At 67.9% G+C, this 14,752-nt stretch carries 15 protein-coding genes; 11 read left to right on the top strand and 4 right to left on the bottom strand.

Going from position 1 to position 14,752, the window contains the following annotated elements:
• A partial coding sequence (locus WAZ62_RS01150; protein WP_422641696.1) for a hypothetical protein occupies positions 1–233 on the bottom strand: 233 nt, incomplete at its 3' end.
• Between the two features lie 221 nt (positions 234–454).
• Here WAZ62_RS01150 and WAZ62_RS01145 point away from each other — a divergent pair.
• Positions 455–811 carry a response regulator gene (locus WAZ62_RS01145; protein ID WP_422641695.1) on the top strand — a complete coding sequence of 119 codons (357 nt, stop codon included), beginning with the start codon at positions 455–457 and terminating at the stop codon, positions 809–811.
• 5 nt (positions 812–816) lie between these two features.
• Here WAZ62_RS01145 and WAZ62_RS01140 read toward each other — a convergent pair whose 3' ends face one another.
• Positions 817–1,608 carry a hypothetical protein gene (locus WAZ62_RS01140; protein WP_422641694.1) on the bottom strand — a complete coding sequence of 264 codons (792 nt, stop codon included), beginning with the start codon at positions 1,606–1,608 and terminating at the stop codon, positions 817–819.
• Positions 1,605–2,756 carry an alpha/beta fold hydrolase gene (locus WAZ62_RS01135; RefSeq protein WP_422641693.1) on the bottom strand — a complete coding sequence of 384 codons (1,152 nt, stop codon included), beginning with the start codon at positions 2,754–2,756 and terminating at the stop codon, positions 1,605–1,607. The genes WAZ62_RS01140 and WAZ62_RS01135 overlap by 4 nt, the downstream gene beginning before the upstream one ends.
• Before the next feature lie 174 nt (positions 2,757–2,930).
• Between WAZ62_RS01135 and WAZ62_RS01130 the strand changes: the two genes are divergently transcribed.
• Positions 2,931–3,827, top strand: coding sequence for an alpha/beta hydrolase (locus tag WAZ62_RS01130; RefSeq protein WP_422641692.1), 897 nt, complete (start codon positions 2,931–2,933; stop codon positions 3,825–3,827).
• On the opposite strand, the gene WAZ62_RS01125 is transcribed toward WAZ62_RS01130, so the two are convergent.
• Positions 3,811–4,677: a MurR/RpiR family transcriptional regulator gene (locus WAZ62_RS01125; RefSeq protein ID WP_422641691.1), complete on the bottom strand. Its 867-nt coding sequence runs from the start codon at positions 4,675–4,677 to the stop codon at positions 3,811–3,813. The genes WAZ62_RS01130 and WAZ62_RS01125 overlap by 17 nt on opposite strands.
• 122 nt (positions 4,678–4,799) lie before the next feature.
• Here WAZ62_RS01125 and WAZ62_RS01120 point away from each other — a divergent pair, with 122 nt between their 5' ends.
• The 9 genes from WAZ62_RS01120 to WAZ62_RS01080 form a co-directional block, all read left to right on the top strand.
• On the top strand, positions 4,800–6,167 hold the full coding sequence (locus WAZ62_RS01120; protein WP_422641690.1) for a glutamine synthetase family protein: 1,368 nt from the start codon (positions 4,800–4,802) through the stop codon (positions 6,165–6,167).
• An 11-nt stretch (positions 6,168–6,178) separates the two neighbouring features.
• Entirely contained in the window at positions 6,179–7,561 is a 1,383-nt protein-coding gene (locus tag WAZ62_RS01115; protein ID WP_422641689.1) for an aldehyde dehydrogenase family protein, read from the top strand.
• Between the two features lie 13 nt (positions 7,562–7,574).
• On the top strand, positions 7,575–8,756 hold the full coding sequence (locus tag WAZ62_RS01110) for an iron-containing alcohol dehydrogenase (RefSeq protein ID WP_422641688.1): 1,182 nt from the start codon (positions 7,575–7,577) through the stop codon (positions 8,754–8,756).
• Between the two features lie 14 nt (positions 8,757–8,770).
• Positions 8,771–9,634, top strand: coding sequence for a type 1 glutamine amidotransferase (locus tag WAZ62_RS01105; protein ID WP_422641687.1), 864 nt, complete (start codon positions 8,771–8,773; stop codon positions 9,632–9,634).
• 218 nt (positions 9,635–9,852) lie between these two features.
• Entirely contained in the window at positions 9,853–11,097 is a 1,245-nt protein-coding gene (locus tag WAZ62_RS01100; RefSeq protein WP_422641686.1) for an NAD(P)/FAD-dependent oxidoreductase, read from the top strand.
• A gap of 117 nt (positions 11,098–11,214) precedes the next feature.
• Complete coding sequence (gene ssuD, locus WAZ62_RS01095; RefSeq protein ID WP_422641685.1) at positions 11,215–12,426, top strand: FMNH2-dependent alkanesulfonate monooxygenase; 1,212 nt, start codon at positions 11,215–11,217, stop codon at positions 12,424–12,426.
• A gap of 135 nt (positions 12,427–12,561) precedes the next feature.
• The gene (locus WAZ62_RS01090; protein WP_422641684.1) at positions 12,562–13,545 is read left to right on the top strand and encodes an aliphatic sulfonate ABC transporter substrate-binding protein; all 984 of its coding nucleotides are present in this window, start codon (positions 12,562–12,564) and stop codon (positions 13,543–13,545) included.
• 11 nt (positions 13,546–13,556) lie between these two features.
• Positions 13,557–14,378, top strand: a complete 822-nt coding sequence (locus tag WAZ62_RS01085) for an ABC transporter permease (RefSeq protein ID WP_422641683.1) — start codon at positions 13,557–13,559, stop codon at positions 14,376–14,378.
• Between the two features lies 1 nt (position 14,379).
• On the top strand, positions 14,380–14,752 hold a 373-nt coding region (locus WAZ62_RS01080), incomplete at its 3' end, for an ATP-binding cassette domain-containing protein (RefSeq protein ID WP_422641682.1).

Genomic DNA, 14,752 nt, shown 5'->3' with positions numbered 1-14,752 from the left:
AGGCCAGCCGCCAGCGCGGCGGCGATCTCCGCCCGCGACGCCCGGCAGGCGGTCAGGCCGAACAGGCTGTCGACGGCATCGGCCCGGTGGCGGCGCGCGGTTTCGATCGCGGTCTCGCGCAGCGATGGTGAAATCAGACCGCGCCCCACCAGCAGATCGCCGCCCGGTCCGGCCAGGGTCGCGGCGAAGTCCCGATGCCCCGGGCCTTCTTTTTCATTCTGTCGCGGTGACACGGGTCAGATCGCGGCTTCCCGCCGTCGATGCCGCTGTCGTCGCCAGGTCAGAATTGCCGCCGCCAGGCCGATCAGGCCCGCCGTCACGCCGCCGGAAATCGCCATTGCCCACCCCGAACCCCGCATCGATCGATGGCCACCGCCGTCGATCCTCCTACAGCTGCATAGAATAGTATGATACGACTTGGCTTTGAAAAGCCGAAAAGCCGTGGGGAGCGGGCATGGAGGCGATGCCGCGCCGGATTCTGGTGGTCGAGGATGACGTGGCCCTGCGCGAGGAATTGGTGCAGGGGCTGGCGGCCTCGGGCTTCGCCGCCTCGGGCCTTGGCGATGGCGAAAGCGCGGCACTGGCCGCCAGCGCGATGACCCCCGACGCCATGCTGCTCGATATCGAGATGCCCATCCTCGACGGTCTTCGCCTCGCCCAGGAGATGCAGGCGCTGCAGCCTCGCACCCGGCTCGTCATCATGAGCGGCCATGGCTATTCCCGCCGGGCCGCCCGTGATCTGCTGGGGCCGGAAATCGCCATCCTGCGCAAGCCCTTCGCCCTCGACGACCTGCTGGCCAGCCTGCGCTGAGCCGGTCAGAAGCGCAGCCACAGGCCGAGCACGGCGCCCAGTTCCACCGGCACATCGGCCCCGGCATAGGTGTAGATGACGCCGGTCTGCACCGAGACGCCATCGCCCAGATCGGTCACGGTCGAAGGCTGGATCTGGTGCTTGCGCTGGTGCGGGCCGCCCAGCGGCCAGGTGTTGAACAATTGAACCAGCACGAGATCGCCGCCATCGACGCGGAAACCCAGGGTGGCGTCATTCTCGATATGGCTGCCGTCCATGCCCTCGGGCACCCGGGGCGCCCATTCGAGCACGGTAAAGCCCGTCACCTCGTGATGCTCGCCGAAGGGATTGTCGAAGGCGAAATCGAAACCATGACCCCAGAGGAAACGGAGCTCCCCCTCGATCTCGCCCTGGCCGAGCAGACTGCCCCGCTCCCGGCTCGCCAGCGGCAGGCGGATCAGGGGCTGGACCGAGACGACGTCCGGCCCGTCCGCCAGCAGGCGCTGGCGAAGGCCAAGGCTGAGGGTGGACAGGCCCTCGGCTCGGACATAGGGCGTCTCGAAACGGGTCCAGGTGGGTTGCAGGATCAGGGTCCTGGTCTCGTCGAGACCATATTGGACATAGGTCGAAACCTCGACCTTGCGGCTGCTGTCGGCGGGACGGGTGGCGCCCGCCTTGTCGAAAGTCTGGCCGGCGTTCTTCAGGGTGAAGCTGGTGATGGCCAGGACCTCGCCCGGCGTCTCGGTCCAGGCGGCGTCGGCGGGGAGGGGCGCGGCCAGCGCCGCGCCGAGAAGCAGGGCTGAGGTCCCCGCCTTCACGCGGCCGAGCGCAGCGCCAGCCAGTCGGCGGCGATGGTCCAGGTGGTCACGGGGGCCTTCGATCCGGCGAAGACGCCGGCATGGCCGCCCGGGGCTTCGGCGAACTGCTTGTCGGCGGCGGGCACCACCTCCATCACCTTGCGCGCGGCGTCGAGCGTGACGATCTGGTCGGTCTTGCCGGCGATGGCGAGATAGGGGCAGGTGATGGCCGAGAAATCGCTGGTCACGCCGTCCGCCAGTTCGATCCGGCCCTTGGCCAGGGCATTGTCGAGGCCGACGCGGACGACGAAATCCTTCACGATGCCGCCCGGATAGGCGTGCATGTCGTTGAACCATTTCGCCACGGTGCGGTTTTCCCGCAGATATTCGCGGTCCCACAGGTTCATCAGCAGATCGACGTAACCCTGGATGACACCGACGGGGTTGGACAGTTTGAAGATGTTGCTGGCCATCCAGCCGGGCATCATCAGACGCCGCGCGCTGATCTTGTCGAGGCGGAACGGGGTGAGGCGGCGAATGAGCCGGATCGGCACCTGCATCGCCTCGACGAGGCCGCCGGCCATGCCGACCGCCCGGGAATCGATCGGCGCGGCGATGGTCACGATGTTGCGGATGCCGGCATCGGCGGCCCAGCCCTGATAGACGAGGCTGAACAGCCCGCCCATGCAATAGCCGAGCAGCGACAGGTCGCGCCCGCCGTGATGCGCGCGTAAGGCCGCGATGGCATCGGGCAGCATCCGCGCGGCATAATCGGCGAGGCCATAGTCGGCATGGCGCGCCTTGGGCGAGCCGAAGTCGACCAGATAGACCTTGAAGCCCTTGGCCAGCAGGAATTTCACCAGCGAGCGGTTGGGCAGAAGATCGAAATTCAGCGGGTCCGCCGCCAGCGGCGGCACCAGCAGGACGGGAATGGCGTGGCGCGCGGTCGCGACCGGCATGGTCTCGCCGCCGACCTCGATCGAGGTTTCCTTCAGCGGCGGGTAATAGCGCAGGGTCATCAGGCCGTTGCGCACGACGACGTCAAAGGGCGTCTGTTCCGAGACGTCGAAATTCTCGGCGAAGAGCGTCGTCTCGACGGCGTTGCTGATCCACTGCACCGCCCGCTCGCCCGCGAAACTCGAAAAACGCACCATCCGGTCCAGCACCATGCCTTGCCACCTCGGCCAGAAACGCGGGTCCCGCCCCGCCGCGTGTTCCCACAAGCCACTGAACAATCTCGGATTATAGCGCGTCCTCGTGCTTTGCAAGGCTCGTCCCACCCATATAGGGGATCACGCGCGGCCGGCGACCGCCGATCCTCCCCCAAAAGAGGGAGGGGACACATGCGCGAAGACATCGAGTTCAGGACGGAAGACGGCGTCACCCTGAGAGGCTGGTTCTATCCCGCGCGGGGTGTCGCGGGACCCGCCCCCACGGTCGTCATGGCCCATGGCTTCTCGGCGGTGCGCGAGATGCATCTCGACGATTTCGCCGAGTATTTCTCGCAGCGGGGCATCGCCTGTCTGGTCTATGACCACCGCAACCTCGGCGCGAGCGACGGGGCGCCGCGCGGCCATGTCGATCCGGTGGCCCAGATCAGGGGCTATCGCGACGCCATCAGTCACGCCGAGACCCTGGCGGGCGTCGATCCGGCGCGCATCGGCATCTGGGGCTCGTCCTATTCAGGCGGGCATGTTCTCGTCGTCGCGGCGATCGACCGGCGGGTGAAGGCGGTCGTCGCGCAGGTGCCGCTGGTCGGCGGGCTGGAATCCGCACGGCGGCTGATCCGGGGCGATTACTGGGCCGGGCTCAGGGCGAATTTCGACGCCGACCGCCGGGCGCGGCTGAAGGGCGCGGCCCCCGCCATGATGCCCGTCGTCGATGGCGACAACGGCCCCTGCGCGCTGCCCACGCCCGATAGCTGGGCCTTCTTCGAGAAACACCGCCTCAGCCACCCGGACACCAGCTGGGTGAATGCGGTCACCCTTGAATCCGTCGAATTGTTCACCGAATACGAACCCTGGCCCCATATCCCCCGCATCGGCCCGACGCCGCTGATGATGGTGGTCGCGCGGGACGATCATCTGACACCGGCGGACATGACCCTGGCCGCCTATGAGACCGCGTTGGAGCCGAAATCCCTGCTTGTCCTGCCCTGCGGTCATTTCGATGCCTATACGGGGGCGATGTTCGACCTCTCGGCTCCGACGCAGGCGAATTGGTTCAATCGTCACCTCTGAGCCGGGCCCGCAGGACCTCGATCCGGGCCAGCCGCGTTTTCAGCCGTGGCTGGGCCAGTTCGCTGACCCGCGCGATCAGCGCCTCGCCGATTGTCAGCAGGGCCGCGGCGGAATCCCACGTGCCTTCCATGCCGATCTCGGCCGCGAGGGTGAGACGGGCATGGGCGGCGGCCGGCGCGGTCAGGCTGTCGGTCATCAGGATGACCTCGGCGCCCTGTTCGGCGGCGATGGCGGCGAAACGCACCAGATCCGGCTGGTAACGCCGGATGTCATAGACGATGACGACGTCCTGGCGGCCGATGTCCGCCAGCCGGTCGGCCCAGGCCAGAGCCTGGGCGTCGGGCCGCAGCACGTTGCCCCTGATGATGTCGAGATGCAGCGCCATCAGATGGGCGAGGGTCTGGGTGAAGCGGCCGCCGACCAGCTGCAGCCGGCGCTTCGGATCGGCCAGCAGCCGCGCCGCCTTCTCGAAATCGGCGCGCGAGAGCTGGGCGAAGGTCGAGGCGACGTTTTCGGCCGCGCGGCTGGCGAAACGGTCGAGGAAGTCATGGACCCGCGCGCCCTTCGACATGGCGGTCAGCCGGTCGAGGGGGGAGGGCAGGTCCATGGCGACCTCGTGCTTCAGCGCGGCCTGAAAGGCGCCATAGCCGGGAAAGCCCAGCTTGGCGACCAGCCGCAGCACCGATTGCGGACTGACTCCGGCGCCCCGGGCGAAGGCGCCGATCGAGCCGAGCCCGGCCATGGGATAGGTCGCCGCCAGATGGCCGGCCGCCCTCGCTTCCCTCGGGGTCAGGTCCTCGCTCAGCGCCGCCAGCCGCGCCAATATGCTGTCGCCTTGTTCCGTCGTCATGCCGGCCCTGTTTCCGTCTGGATCATTCGTTCCAATATTGACTTCCAGCCTCGCCTTTGGAACGCTCGATCACAAGCACGAAGCGGCGTCAGACTGCTCGGCGACCAGGGAGTGAGAAACGGATGCAGCCAGGTGACGTCGCGTCCATCAGAGACGCCAAGGCGATCGTCGACGAGCGTGGTCTGACCCATGTGAAGGTCGGAGCTTTTGATGTCGATGGCATCATGCGCGGCAAATACATGTCGCGGGACAAGTTCTTCTCGGCCCTCGACAATGGTTTCGGCTTCTGCGACGTCGTGCTGGGCTGGGATTCCAACGATCAGCTCTACGACAATACGAGTTACACCGGCTGGCACACCGCCTATCCGGACGCGCCGGTGCGCGTGCTGCCCGAAACCTGCCGTCCGGTGCCGGGCGAGGGCGACATGCTGCTGTTCCTCGGCGAATTCGCCGAAAGGGCCGAGGCGGTCTGCCCGCGCGGTACCTTACGCCGTGTGCTGGCCCGGGCGGCCGACATGGGCGTGAAGGTGACGGCGGCGGCCGAATTCGAATTCTTCGTCTTCGACGAGACGCCGCATTCGGTGCGGGAAAAGCATTATCGCAACCTTCGCACCCTCAGCCCCGGCTTCTTCGGCTATTCCATGCTGCGCGCCGCGGCCCAGTCGGAATTCTGCGAAGGCCTGCTCGCGGCGTGCGAGGCGCTGCGCATCCCCATCGAGGGGCTGCACACCGAAACCGGGGCCGGCGTCCTCGAAGCCGCGATCACCTATGGGGATGCGCTCGAGGCCGCCGACCGGGCGGCCCTGTTCAAGACCTTCACCAAGATCTACGCCCAGCGCCGCGACCTGATGGCCACCTTCATGGCCAAATGGTCCCATGACTGGCCGGGCCAGTCCGGCCATCTCCATGTCTCGCTGCAGGGGCGGGACGGCAAGCCGCTGTTCCATGATCCGGGCAAGCCGCACAATATGTCCGACACGATGCGCTGGTTCGTCGGCGGCCAGCAGGCGCTGATGCCGGAATTCCTGGCCATGGTCGCCTGTACCGTAAACAGTTACACAAGGCTGATCCCGGGCTTCTGGGCGCCGACCGACGCGACCTGGGGGGTGGAGAACCGCACCTGCGCGCTGCGCGTCATTCCCGGCGGCCCGAAAAGCCAGCGGGTGGAATACCGGGTGGCGGCGGCCGACATCAATCCCTATATCGCCCTCGCCGCCGCCATCGGCTCCGGCCTCTGGGGGATCGAGCACCGGATCGAGCCGGATGCGCCCATCGTCGGGAATTCCTATGCCGTGAAACATGCCGCCAAACGCCGGCTGCCCCGCTCGCTGGGCGAGGCGGCGGCGAAGCTCGCCCGCTCGAAGCCGGCGCGGGCGCTGTTCGGCGATGCCTTCGTCGAGCATTACGCGGCGACCCGCGACTGGGAGGAGCGGGAAGCTCGCCGCGCGATCACCGACTGGCAGCTGGCCCGCTATTTCGAAATCATCTGAAGGAGATGGTCATGTTGAAGACCGTCAGTCCCGTCGACGGCCGCGTGCTGGTCGAACGACCCCTCGCCACCGGCGCGCGGATCGAAGCCGTGCTCGACGCCGCTCACGCGTCCGCGCCGCGCTGGGCCGCGACGCCTCTTGCCACGCGGCTGCGCGTCGTCTCCGCCCTCGTCGATCATCTGGTCGCGGCCGGGCCGCAGATCGCGCCCGAGATCACCTGGCAGATGGGACGGCCGATATCCCAGACCCCGGGCGAGGTCAGGGGGCTGGAAGAGCGGGCGCGCTACATGCTGGGCATCGCGGAAGAGGCGCTGGCGCCGGTCGATCCCGGGCCGAAGCCGGGCTTTTCCCGCGCGGTGAAGCGCGTGCCGCTCGGCATCGTCGCGGTGGTCGCGCCGTGGAATTATCCCTATCTCACGGCGATCAACGCCATCGTGCCCGCGCTCGCCGCCGGCAATGTGGTGATCCTGAAGCACAGCCATCAGACACCGCTGGTCGCCGACCGCTTCCAGGCGGCGGCCGATGCCGCCGGCCTGCCGCCGGGCGTGTTCCAGCATCTCGACCTGTCCCATGGCGATGCGGCGAAACTGATCGCCGACCGGCGCATCGCCCATGTCTGCTTCACCGGTTCAGTCTCCGGCGGCCATGCGGTGGTGCGGGCGCTGGACGGTGGCTTCGCCACGGCGGGGCTGGAGTTGGGCGGCAAGGACCCGGCCTATGTCCGGGCCGATGCCGATCTCGCCCATGCGATCGAGAATATCGCCGACGGCATCTTCTTCAACTCGGGCCAGAGCTGCTGCGGCATCGAACGGGTCTATGTCCACGCCAGCCTGTTCGACGCCTTCGTCGAAGGTGTCGTCGCCGTCGCCAGGGGCTACCGCCTCGGCGATCCGACCGACGCCACCACCACCCTCGGCCCCATGGTGCGGGCGAGCGCCGCCGATTTCGTCCGCGCCCAGGTCGCCGAAGCGGTGGCGCAGGGTGCCCGCGCCCTGATCGATCCCAGGGCTTTCGCCGCCGACCGGCCGGGCACGCCCTATCTCGCGCCGCAGGTCCTCGTCGATGTCGATCACACCATGCGGGTGATGACCGAGGAGACCTTCGGCCCGGTCGCCGGGATCATGAAGGTCTCGTCCGACGAAGAAGCCATCACCCTGATGAACGACAGTCCCTACGGCCTGACCGCCGCGATTTGGACCATGGACGCGGGCGCGGCCGAGGCGATCGGCGATCGGCTGGAAACCGGCACCGTCTTCATGAACCGCTGCGATTACCTCGACCCCGCCCTGGCCTGGACCGGGGTGAAGGACACGGGGCGCGGCGCCACCCTGTCCCGTGTCGGTTATGAACATCTGACCCGGCCGAAAAGTTTCCACCTGCGCACCGCCCTGTGAAGGACGACCGATCATGACCGCCCCCCTGAAAGGCGCCTGGAATTATCCGACCCGCATCCTCGCCGGGCCCGGGCGCATCGCCGAACTCGCCGATGCCTGCCGGGGTGCCGGCATCACCAGACCCTTCTTCGTCACCGACAAGGGGCTGGAGACCAGCGCCATCGCCGCCCGGGCGATGGAAGTGCTGCGCGCCGGCGGCCTCGCCCCCGGCTTCTATGCCGATATCCGCTCCAACCCGATCGAGGAAAATCTCGATGGCGGCCTCGCCCTCTACCGGGCCGGCGGGCATGACGGCGTCGTCGCCTTCGGCGGCGGCTCCGCCCTCGACATCGCCAAGCTGATCGCCTTCATGTCGGGACAGAGCCGGCCGGTGTGGGATTTCGAGGATGTGGGCGACTGGTGGACGCGGGCCGATCCCGCCGGCATCGCCCCCGTCATCGCCGTGCCCACGACCGCCGGCACCGGCTCGGAAGTCGGGCGGGCCGGGGTCATCACCGATGGCCGGGCCGGGGTGAAGAAGATCATCTTCCACCCCAAGATGCTGCCCGTCCTCGTCATCGAGGATCCGGAGCTGACCATCGGCCTGCCGCCCCATATCACCGCCTGGACCGGGCTCGACGCCTTCACCCATTGTTTCGAGGCCTATTGCGCGCCGGGCTTCCACCCGATGGCGGACGGCATCGCCCTCGAGGGGATGCGCATCGTCAAGGCGTATCTGCCGCGCGCCTTCGCCACCGGCGGCGATATCGAGGCAAGGGGCCAGATGCTGGCCGCCGCCACCATGGGCGCGACCGCCTTCCAGAAGGGCCTGGGCGCCACCCATTCCATCGCCCATCCCCTCGGCGTCGTCTACGACACGCCCCATGGCCTCGCCAACGCGGTGCTGCTGCCCTATGTGATGATGTTCAACCGCCCGGCGATCGAGGCGCGAATGCCCCTGCTCGGTCGGGTGCTCGACCTGCGCCGGGCGGATTTCGACGGCGTCCTCGACTGGCTGCTCGGCTTCCGCCGTCAGCTCGGCATTCCTGCCATGCTCGGTGACCTTCAGGTCGGCCTCGACCGGGCGGGCGAGATCGGCATCATGGCGGAACACGACCCCTCGACCGGCACCAATCCACGCCCGGCCAAGGCGGCGGACATGGAGAAGATCTTCCGGGCGGCGGTGACGGGCGACCTCGCCGCCGCCTCAGGCTGACGAAAGGGCAAGCCATGGCGGTATCGGCGCTGCGCCTCCTGGTGGTCGAAGGCAATACGGCGGAGGGGCGCGCAAGGGCCATCGCTTCCGGCGGCAACGCGGCGGGCGAGTCTTACGCCGGGGTGCTACGCGCCCTCGCGCCCGATGCCACGGTCGACATCTGCTATCCGGCCGATCCGGGCGCCAATCTGCCGGGGGAATCCGAACTCGCGAGTTATGACGGCATCGCCATCACCGGCTCCGCCCTCAATGTCTATGACGGTGGGCCCACGATCGAGCCGCAGGTCGATCTGGTCCGCGCCGGTTTTCGCGCGGGCACGCCCATGTTCGGCTCGTGCTGGGGCCTGCAGGTGGCGACGGTGGCGGCCGGCGGCTCCGTCCGCGCCAATCCGAAGGGCCGGGAAATCGGCATCGCCCGCAAGATCCTGGTGAACGAGACCGGCGCCCGCCACCCGCTGCTGGCCGGGCGGCCGGCGGTCTATGACGCGCTCTGCGTCCATCTCGACGAGGTGGAGATACAGCCCCCCGGCATGACCGTCCTCGCCGGCAACGCGCTCAGCGATGTTCAGGCGGCCGAGATCCGTCATGGCGGCGGCATCTTCTGGGGCGTGCAGTACCACCCGGAATATTCGTTCGGCGAGATGGCGGCGGTGCTGCGCCGCTATGGCCCGCCCATGGTCGCGGGCGGCTTCGTGCGCGACCGGGCCGAGCTCGACGCCGTGATCGCCCTCTACGACGGGCTGGAAGCCGATCCTTCGGACAGCACCCTCGCCTGGCGCCTCGGCGTCGACGGCGACGTGCTGGACAAGGCCCGGCGCTGGCGCGATATCGCCAACTGGATCGAACATCTGGTGCGGCCGGTGAAGGCCGGCCGTTAGGGCCATGGTAGATCCCTTGTCGTCACTCCGGCGAAGGCCGGAGTCTCGCGACGAAAAAGGTGCCTCACTCGTCCAAAGGCTCCGGCCTTCGCCGGAGCGACGAGGACAGGGGGCCATGCCCCCCGCTAGGGTGCCGCATGTGCGAAGGTCGCCTTCCATGGCCCGCCGTAACCTGTCTATGATCGGGGTGGTGCAGCTTCTTTGGGGATGACGGGGTTATGCGCAAGTCGGATGTGGTGGTTCTCGGTGCCGGGATCGTCGGCGTTTCTGTGGCGCTGCATCTGCAGGCCAAGGGCCGCGAGGTCACGCTGCTCGACCGCCGCGCCCCGGGCGAGGAAACCTCCTACGGCAACGCCGGGTTGATCGAGCGGGCCAGCGTCGTGCCCTATTCCTTCCCGCGCGACCTTCTCGTCCTCGCGCGCTATGCCCTCAACCACAATGTCGACGCCCATTACGATCCCTTGTTCGCGCCCAAGATCGCGCCCTGGCTGTTCCGCTTCTGGTATCATTCCCAGCCCGAGCGGCTGAAGCAGATCTCCAAGGAACTGCTGCCGCTGATCCAGAACAGCCTGTCGGAGCACAAGGCGCTGATCGCCGCCGCCGGCATGGAACATCTGATCCGCGAGGTCGGCTGGATCGAGGTCTTCCGCAAGGAGGAAAGCCTTGCCAAGGCGATCAACGAGGCGAAGGACATCTATGCCCCCCATGGCCTGAAGTTCGACATTCTCGATGCCGCCGCCCTCAAGGCGCGGGAGCCGCATCTGAAGGATGTCGTCGTCGGCGGCGTCCACTGGCTCGATCCCGCCTCGGTGCGCGATCCGAGCGCCCTGGTGAAGGGCTATGCCGATCTGTTCGTGAAGCGTGGCGGCAGGCTGGCCGTCGGCGATGCCCGCACGCTGGAGGCCGAAGGCGGCGGCTATCGCTTCGAGACCCGCGACGGGCCGGCCACGGCGGATCAGGCGGTGATCGCCCTCGGCCCCTGGGCCAACGACGTCTATGGCGGTTTCGGCTACGACTTCCCGCTGGCGGTGAAGCGCGGCTATCACATGCATTACGCCCCGGTCGGCAATGCCGTGCTCGGCCATACGCTGCTCGACGTCGACAAGGGCTTTCTGCTGGCGCCGATGAACAAGGGCATCCGCCTGACCACGGGCGTCGAATTCGCCGACCGCGACGCGCCGCCCAGTCCCATTCAGCTCGAGCGGGCTGAACCGGTGGCCAAGGAACTCTTCCCCCTCGGCGATCATGTCGATCCCGAGCCCTGGATGGGCCGGCGCCCCTGTATGCCCGACATGAAGCCGGTGATCGGCCCGGCGCCCCGCCACAAGGGCCTGTGGTTCGCCTTTGGCCACAATCATCACGGCCTCACCCTCGGCCCGGTGACCGGTCGCATCCTCGCCGAGATGATCGCGGGCGAAGCTCCCTTCATCGATCCGGCGCCCTATGGCGCCGAGCGGTTCTAAGCCGCGTCGATAATTAAACACATAAAAAATGTAATCTGAATTCTGGACTCGTAATATTTTGTAAAATAGCGTCGACTCCACAAGACAATTGCTAAATGCCTCGGTGGAGGGCGTGCGATGAGTTTCGTGGATGATGCTTCGGGCAAGGCCCCGGTGGGCAAAGCCCCCTCGGGCAAGGCCAATGTCTTCTGGTTCCTGCCCACCCATGGCGACGGCCGCTATCTCGGCACCGGTATCGGCGGCCGATCGGTCGATCTCGATTATCTGAAGCAGATCGCCCAGGCGGCGGACCGGCTCGGCTATTACGGCGTGCTGATCCCGACGGGCAAGAGCTGCGAGGACAGCTGGCTGGTCGCCTCGGCCATGATCCCGGTGACCGAGCGGCTGCGCTTTCTCGTCGCCGTGCGCCCGGGCCTGCAGCCACCGACCCTGGCGGCACGCATGACCGCCACCCTCGACCGCCTGTCGAATGGCCGCGCCCTGATCAATGTGGTGACCGGCGGCGACCCGATCGAGAACAAGGGCGACGGCATCTTCCTCAGCCATGCCGAGCGTTACGAAGTGACGCGGGAATTCCTCCACGTCTACAAACGGCTGCTGGCCGGCGAGACGGTGGATTACGAAGGCAGGCATATTCACGTCGAAGGTGCCCAGCTGCTGTTCCCGCCGGTGCAGGCGGGTGGTCCGCCGCTCTATTTCGGCGGCTCCTCGCCCGAGGCCAATCAGGTCGCGGCCGAAACCGTCGACAAATATCTGACCTGGGGCGAGCCGCCGGCCGCGGTCGCCGAAAAGGTGAAGGCGGTCAAGGCCCTGGCCGACGCCGAGGGGCGCAAGGTCACCTTCGGCATCCGCCTGCATGTCATCGTGCGCGAGACCGCGGCGGAAGCCTGGGCGGCGGCGGACAAGCTGATTTCCCATGTCGACGACGCGACCATCGCGGCGGCGCAGAAAGTCTTCTCCCGCATGGATTCCGAAGGCCAGCGCCGCATGTCGGCCCTGCACGGCGGCCGGCGCGACAAGCTCGAAGTCTCGCCCAATCTCTGGGCCGGCGTCGGCCTGGTGCGCGGCGGCGCCGGCACCGCCCTGGTCGGCGATCCCGAGACCGTGGCGAAACGGATGCGGGAATATATCGACGTCGGCATCGACAGTTTCGTCCTCTCGGGCTACCCGCATCTCGAGGAAGCCTATCGCTTCGCCGAACTGGTCTTCCCGCTGCTGCCGCTGGCCCATGACGTGCCGAATGTCGCGCAAGGGAAAGTGAACACCGGCCCCTTCGGCGAGACCATCGCCAACGACATCCGGCCGCAGGCGAGGGTATCCCAGTCGTGACGCCGCGTCCGCCGAACAGCCGGCGATGTAGCTGACCCCGCGCCGCCGGACATCCGGGCGGCGCCCTCGACAAAAGCCCAGACCAGGGCGGCCGCCACCGGCCGTCAGCGCCCCCCTTTTGCCCGGAATCAGCTCATGTCCAGTCTTCGTCCCAGCCGCCGCCTCGTCCTCGCCGGTCTCGGCGCCGCCGGCCTGCTCGCCGCCCACCGCCGTCCTGTCCGGGCGGCAGGCCTCGATACGATCAACATCGACTTCGCGACCTATAATCCGGTCTCGATCCTCCTCAAGGACAAGGGCTGGCTGGAGGAGGAATTCAAAGCCGACGGCATCGCCATCCGCTGGGTCCAGTCCCTCGGCTCCAACAAGGCGCTGGAATTCCTCAATGCCGGCTCGCTCCACTTCGGCTCCTCCGCCGGGGCGGCGGCGCTGGTCTCGCGCATCAACGGCAATCCGGTGCGCTCGGTCTATGTCTATTCCCGGCCGGAATGGACGGCGCTGGTCACCCGCGCCGACACCGGGATCAAGACGCCGGCCGACCTCAAGGGCAAGCGCGTCGCCGTCACCCGCGGCACCGATCCCCATATCTTCCTGATCCGCGCCCTGGCCGAGGCCGGCCTCAAGGAGGCCGACATCCAGCTCGTCCTCCTCCAGCATGGCGACGGCAAGGCGGCGCTCTTGCGCGGCGATGTCGATGCCTGGGCCGGGCTCGACCCGATCATGGCCGGGGCGGAAGTGGCCGATGGCGCCGTGCTGTTCTTCCGCAAGCCGGACTGGAACACCTACGGCGTCCTGAACACGCCCGAGAGCTTCGCCAGCGAGAGGCCGCGGATCGTCTCCCGCGTGCTGGCCGTTTACGAGAAGGCCCGGCTGTATGCGATCGCCAATCCGGCGGAACTGGCGGCATCCCTCGTCGCCATCGCCAAGCTGCCGGATCCGGTGATCGCCCGCCAGCTGACACGCACCGACCTGTCGAGCAGCAAGATCGGCGCCGCCCAGAAGGAAACCATCCTCGGCGCCGGCCTCGCCCTGCAGGCGGCCGGTGTCGTGAAGCCCGAGGTCGATGTGAAGGCGGTGGTCGACGCCCTGATCGACGAACGCTTCAACCTCGCCGCCCGCTAAAGGCACGAGCCATGACCAGCATCGATCTCGACTTCCCCGCCGCATCCCCGCCACCGCGCCGTGCCCTGCGGCTGCGGGGGCCGCTGCTGGGGCTGGTCCTGCCGCTTCTCCTCGCGGTGGGCTGGCAGGTCGCGGTCGATGCCGGCTGGGCCAACGGCCGTCTGCTGCCGCCGCCGTCGCGCATCTTCGGGAGCCTGTGGGCGCTGACGACCGGGGGCGAGCTGGCGACGCATATCGGCGCCACCCTCGGCCGGGTTGGCCTTGGCTTCGGCACCGGCGCGGCCATCGGCATCCTGCTGGGGGCTGCGGCCGGTTACGCCCGGCTGTTCCGCGACCTCGTCGATCCTTCGCTGCAGGCGCTGCGCTCCATTCCGTCGCTGGCCTGGGTGCCACTGTTCATTCTCTGGCTCGGGATCTTCGAGCCGTCGAAAATCGCGCTCATCGCCGTTGGCGTTGTCTTTCCCGTCTATCTCGGGGTTTCCGGCTCGATCCTGTCGGTCGATCGCAAGATCGTCGAGGTCGGCCGGGTGTTCCGGCTGAAGGGCGTCGCCCTTGTCTGGCGGGTGCTGCTGCCGGCGATCCTGCCCGCTGTGGTGCTGTCCCTGCGCAGCGGTCTTGGCCTTGGCTGGATGTTCGTTGTCGCGGCCGAAATCATGGGCGCCTCGGAAGGCCTCGGCTATCTGCTGGTCGATGGCCAGCAATTGGGCAAGCCCGACCAGATCCTGGGGGCGATCGTGATTTTCGCCGTCCTTGGCAAGCTGACAGACGCTATCCTCGTCGTGCTGACGCGGCCCTGGCTGCGCTGGCAGGACGCCTTCGGCGGAAGGAATTGACATGCTGACCATCCGCAACCTCGGCAAGACCTATGAGGACGGCACCCGCGCCCTGTCCGGCATCGAGCTGCAGGTCGAGGCGGGCGAGATCCTCGCCGTGGTCGGCGGCTCGGGCTGCGGCAAGAGCACGCTGCTGCGCCTGATCGCCGGTCTCGACCGGCCGACCACGGGCCAGGTTCTGGTCGACGGCGAGGTGATCGCCGAGCCCCATCCCCATGTCGGCGTCGTCTTTCAGGAGGCGCGGCTGTTCCCCTGGCTGACGGTGGCCGAGAATGTCGGCTTCGGTCTTCGCGACCTGCCCGCCGCCGAGCGGGCGGCGCAGGTCGCGGCCGAACTCGAACGGGTCGGCCTCGGCGCGTCGGCCGGGCGCCTGC

Source organism: Zavarzinia sp., assembly GCF_049306435.1.
Classification (GTDB): Bacteria; Pseudomonadota; Alphaproteobacteria; order Zavarziniales; family Zavarziniaceae; genus Zavarzinia.
The sequence above is the reverse complement of the archived record's forward strand: the minus strand, read 5'-3'. Positions and strand labels throughout refer to the sequence as shown.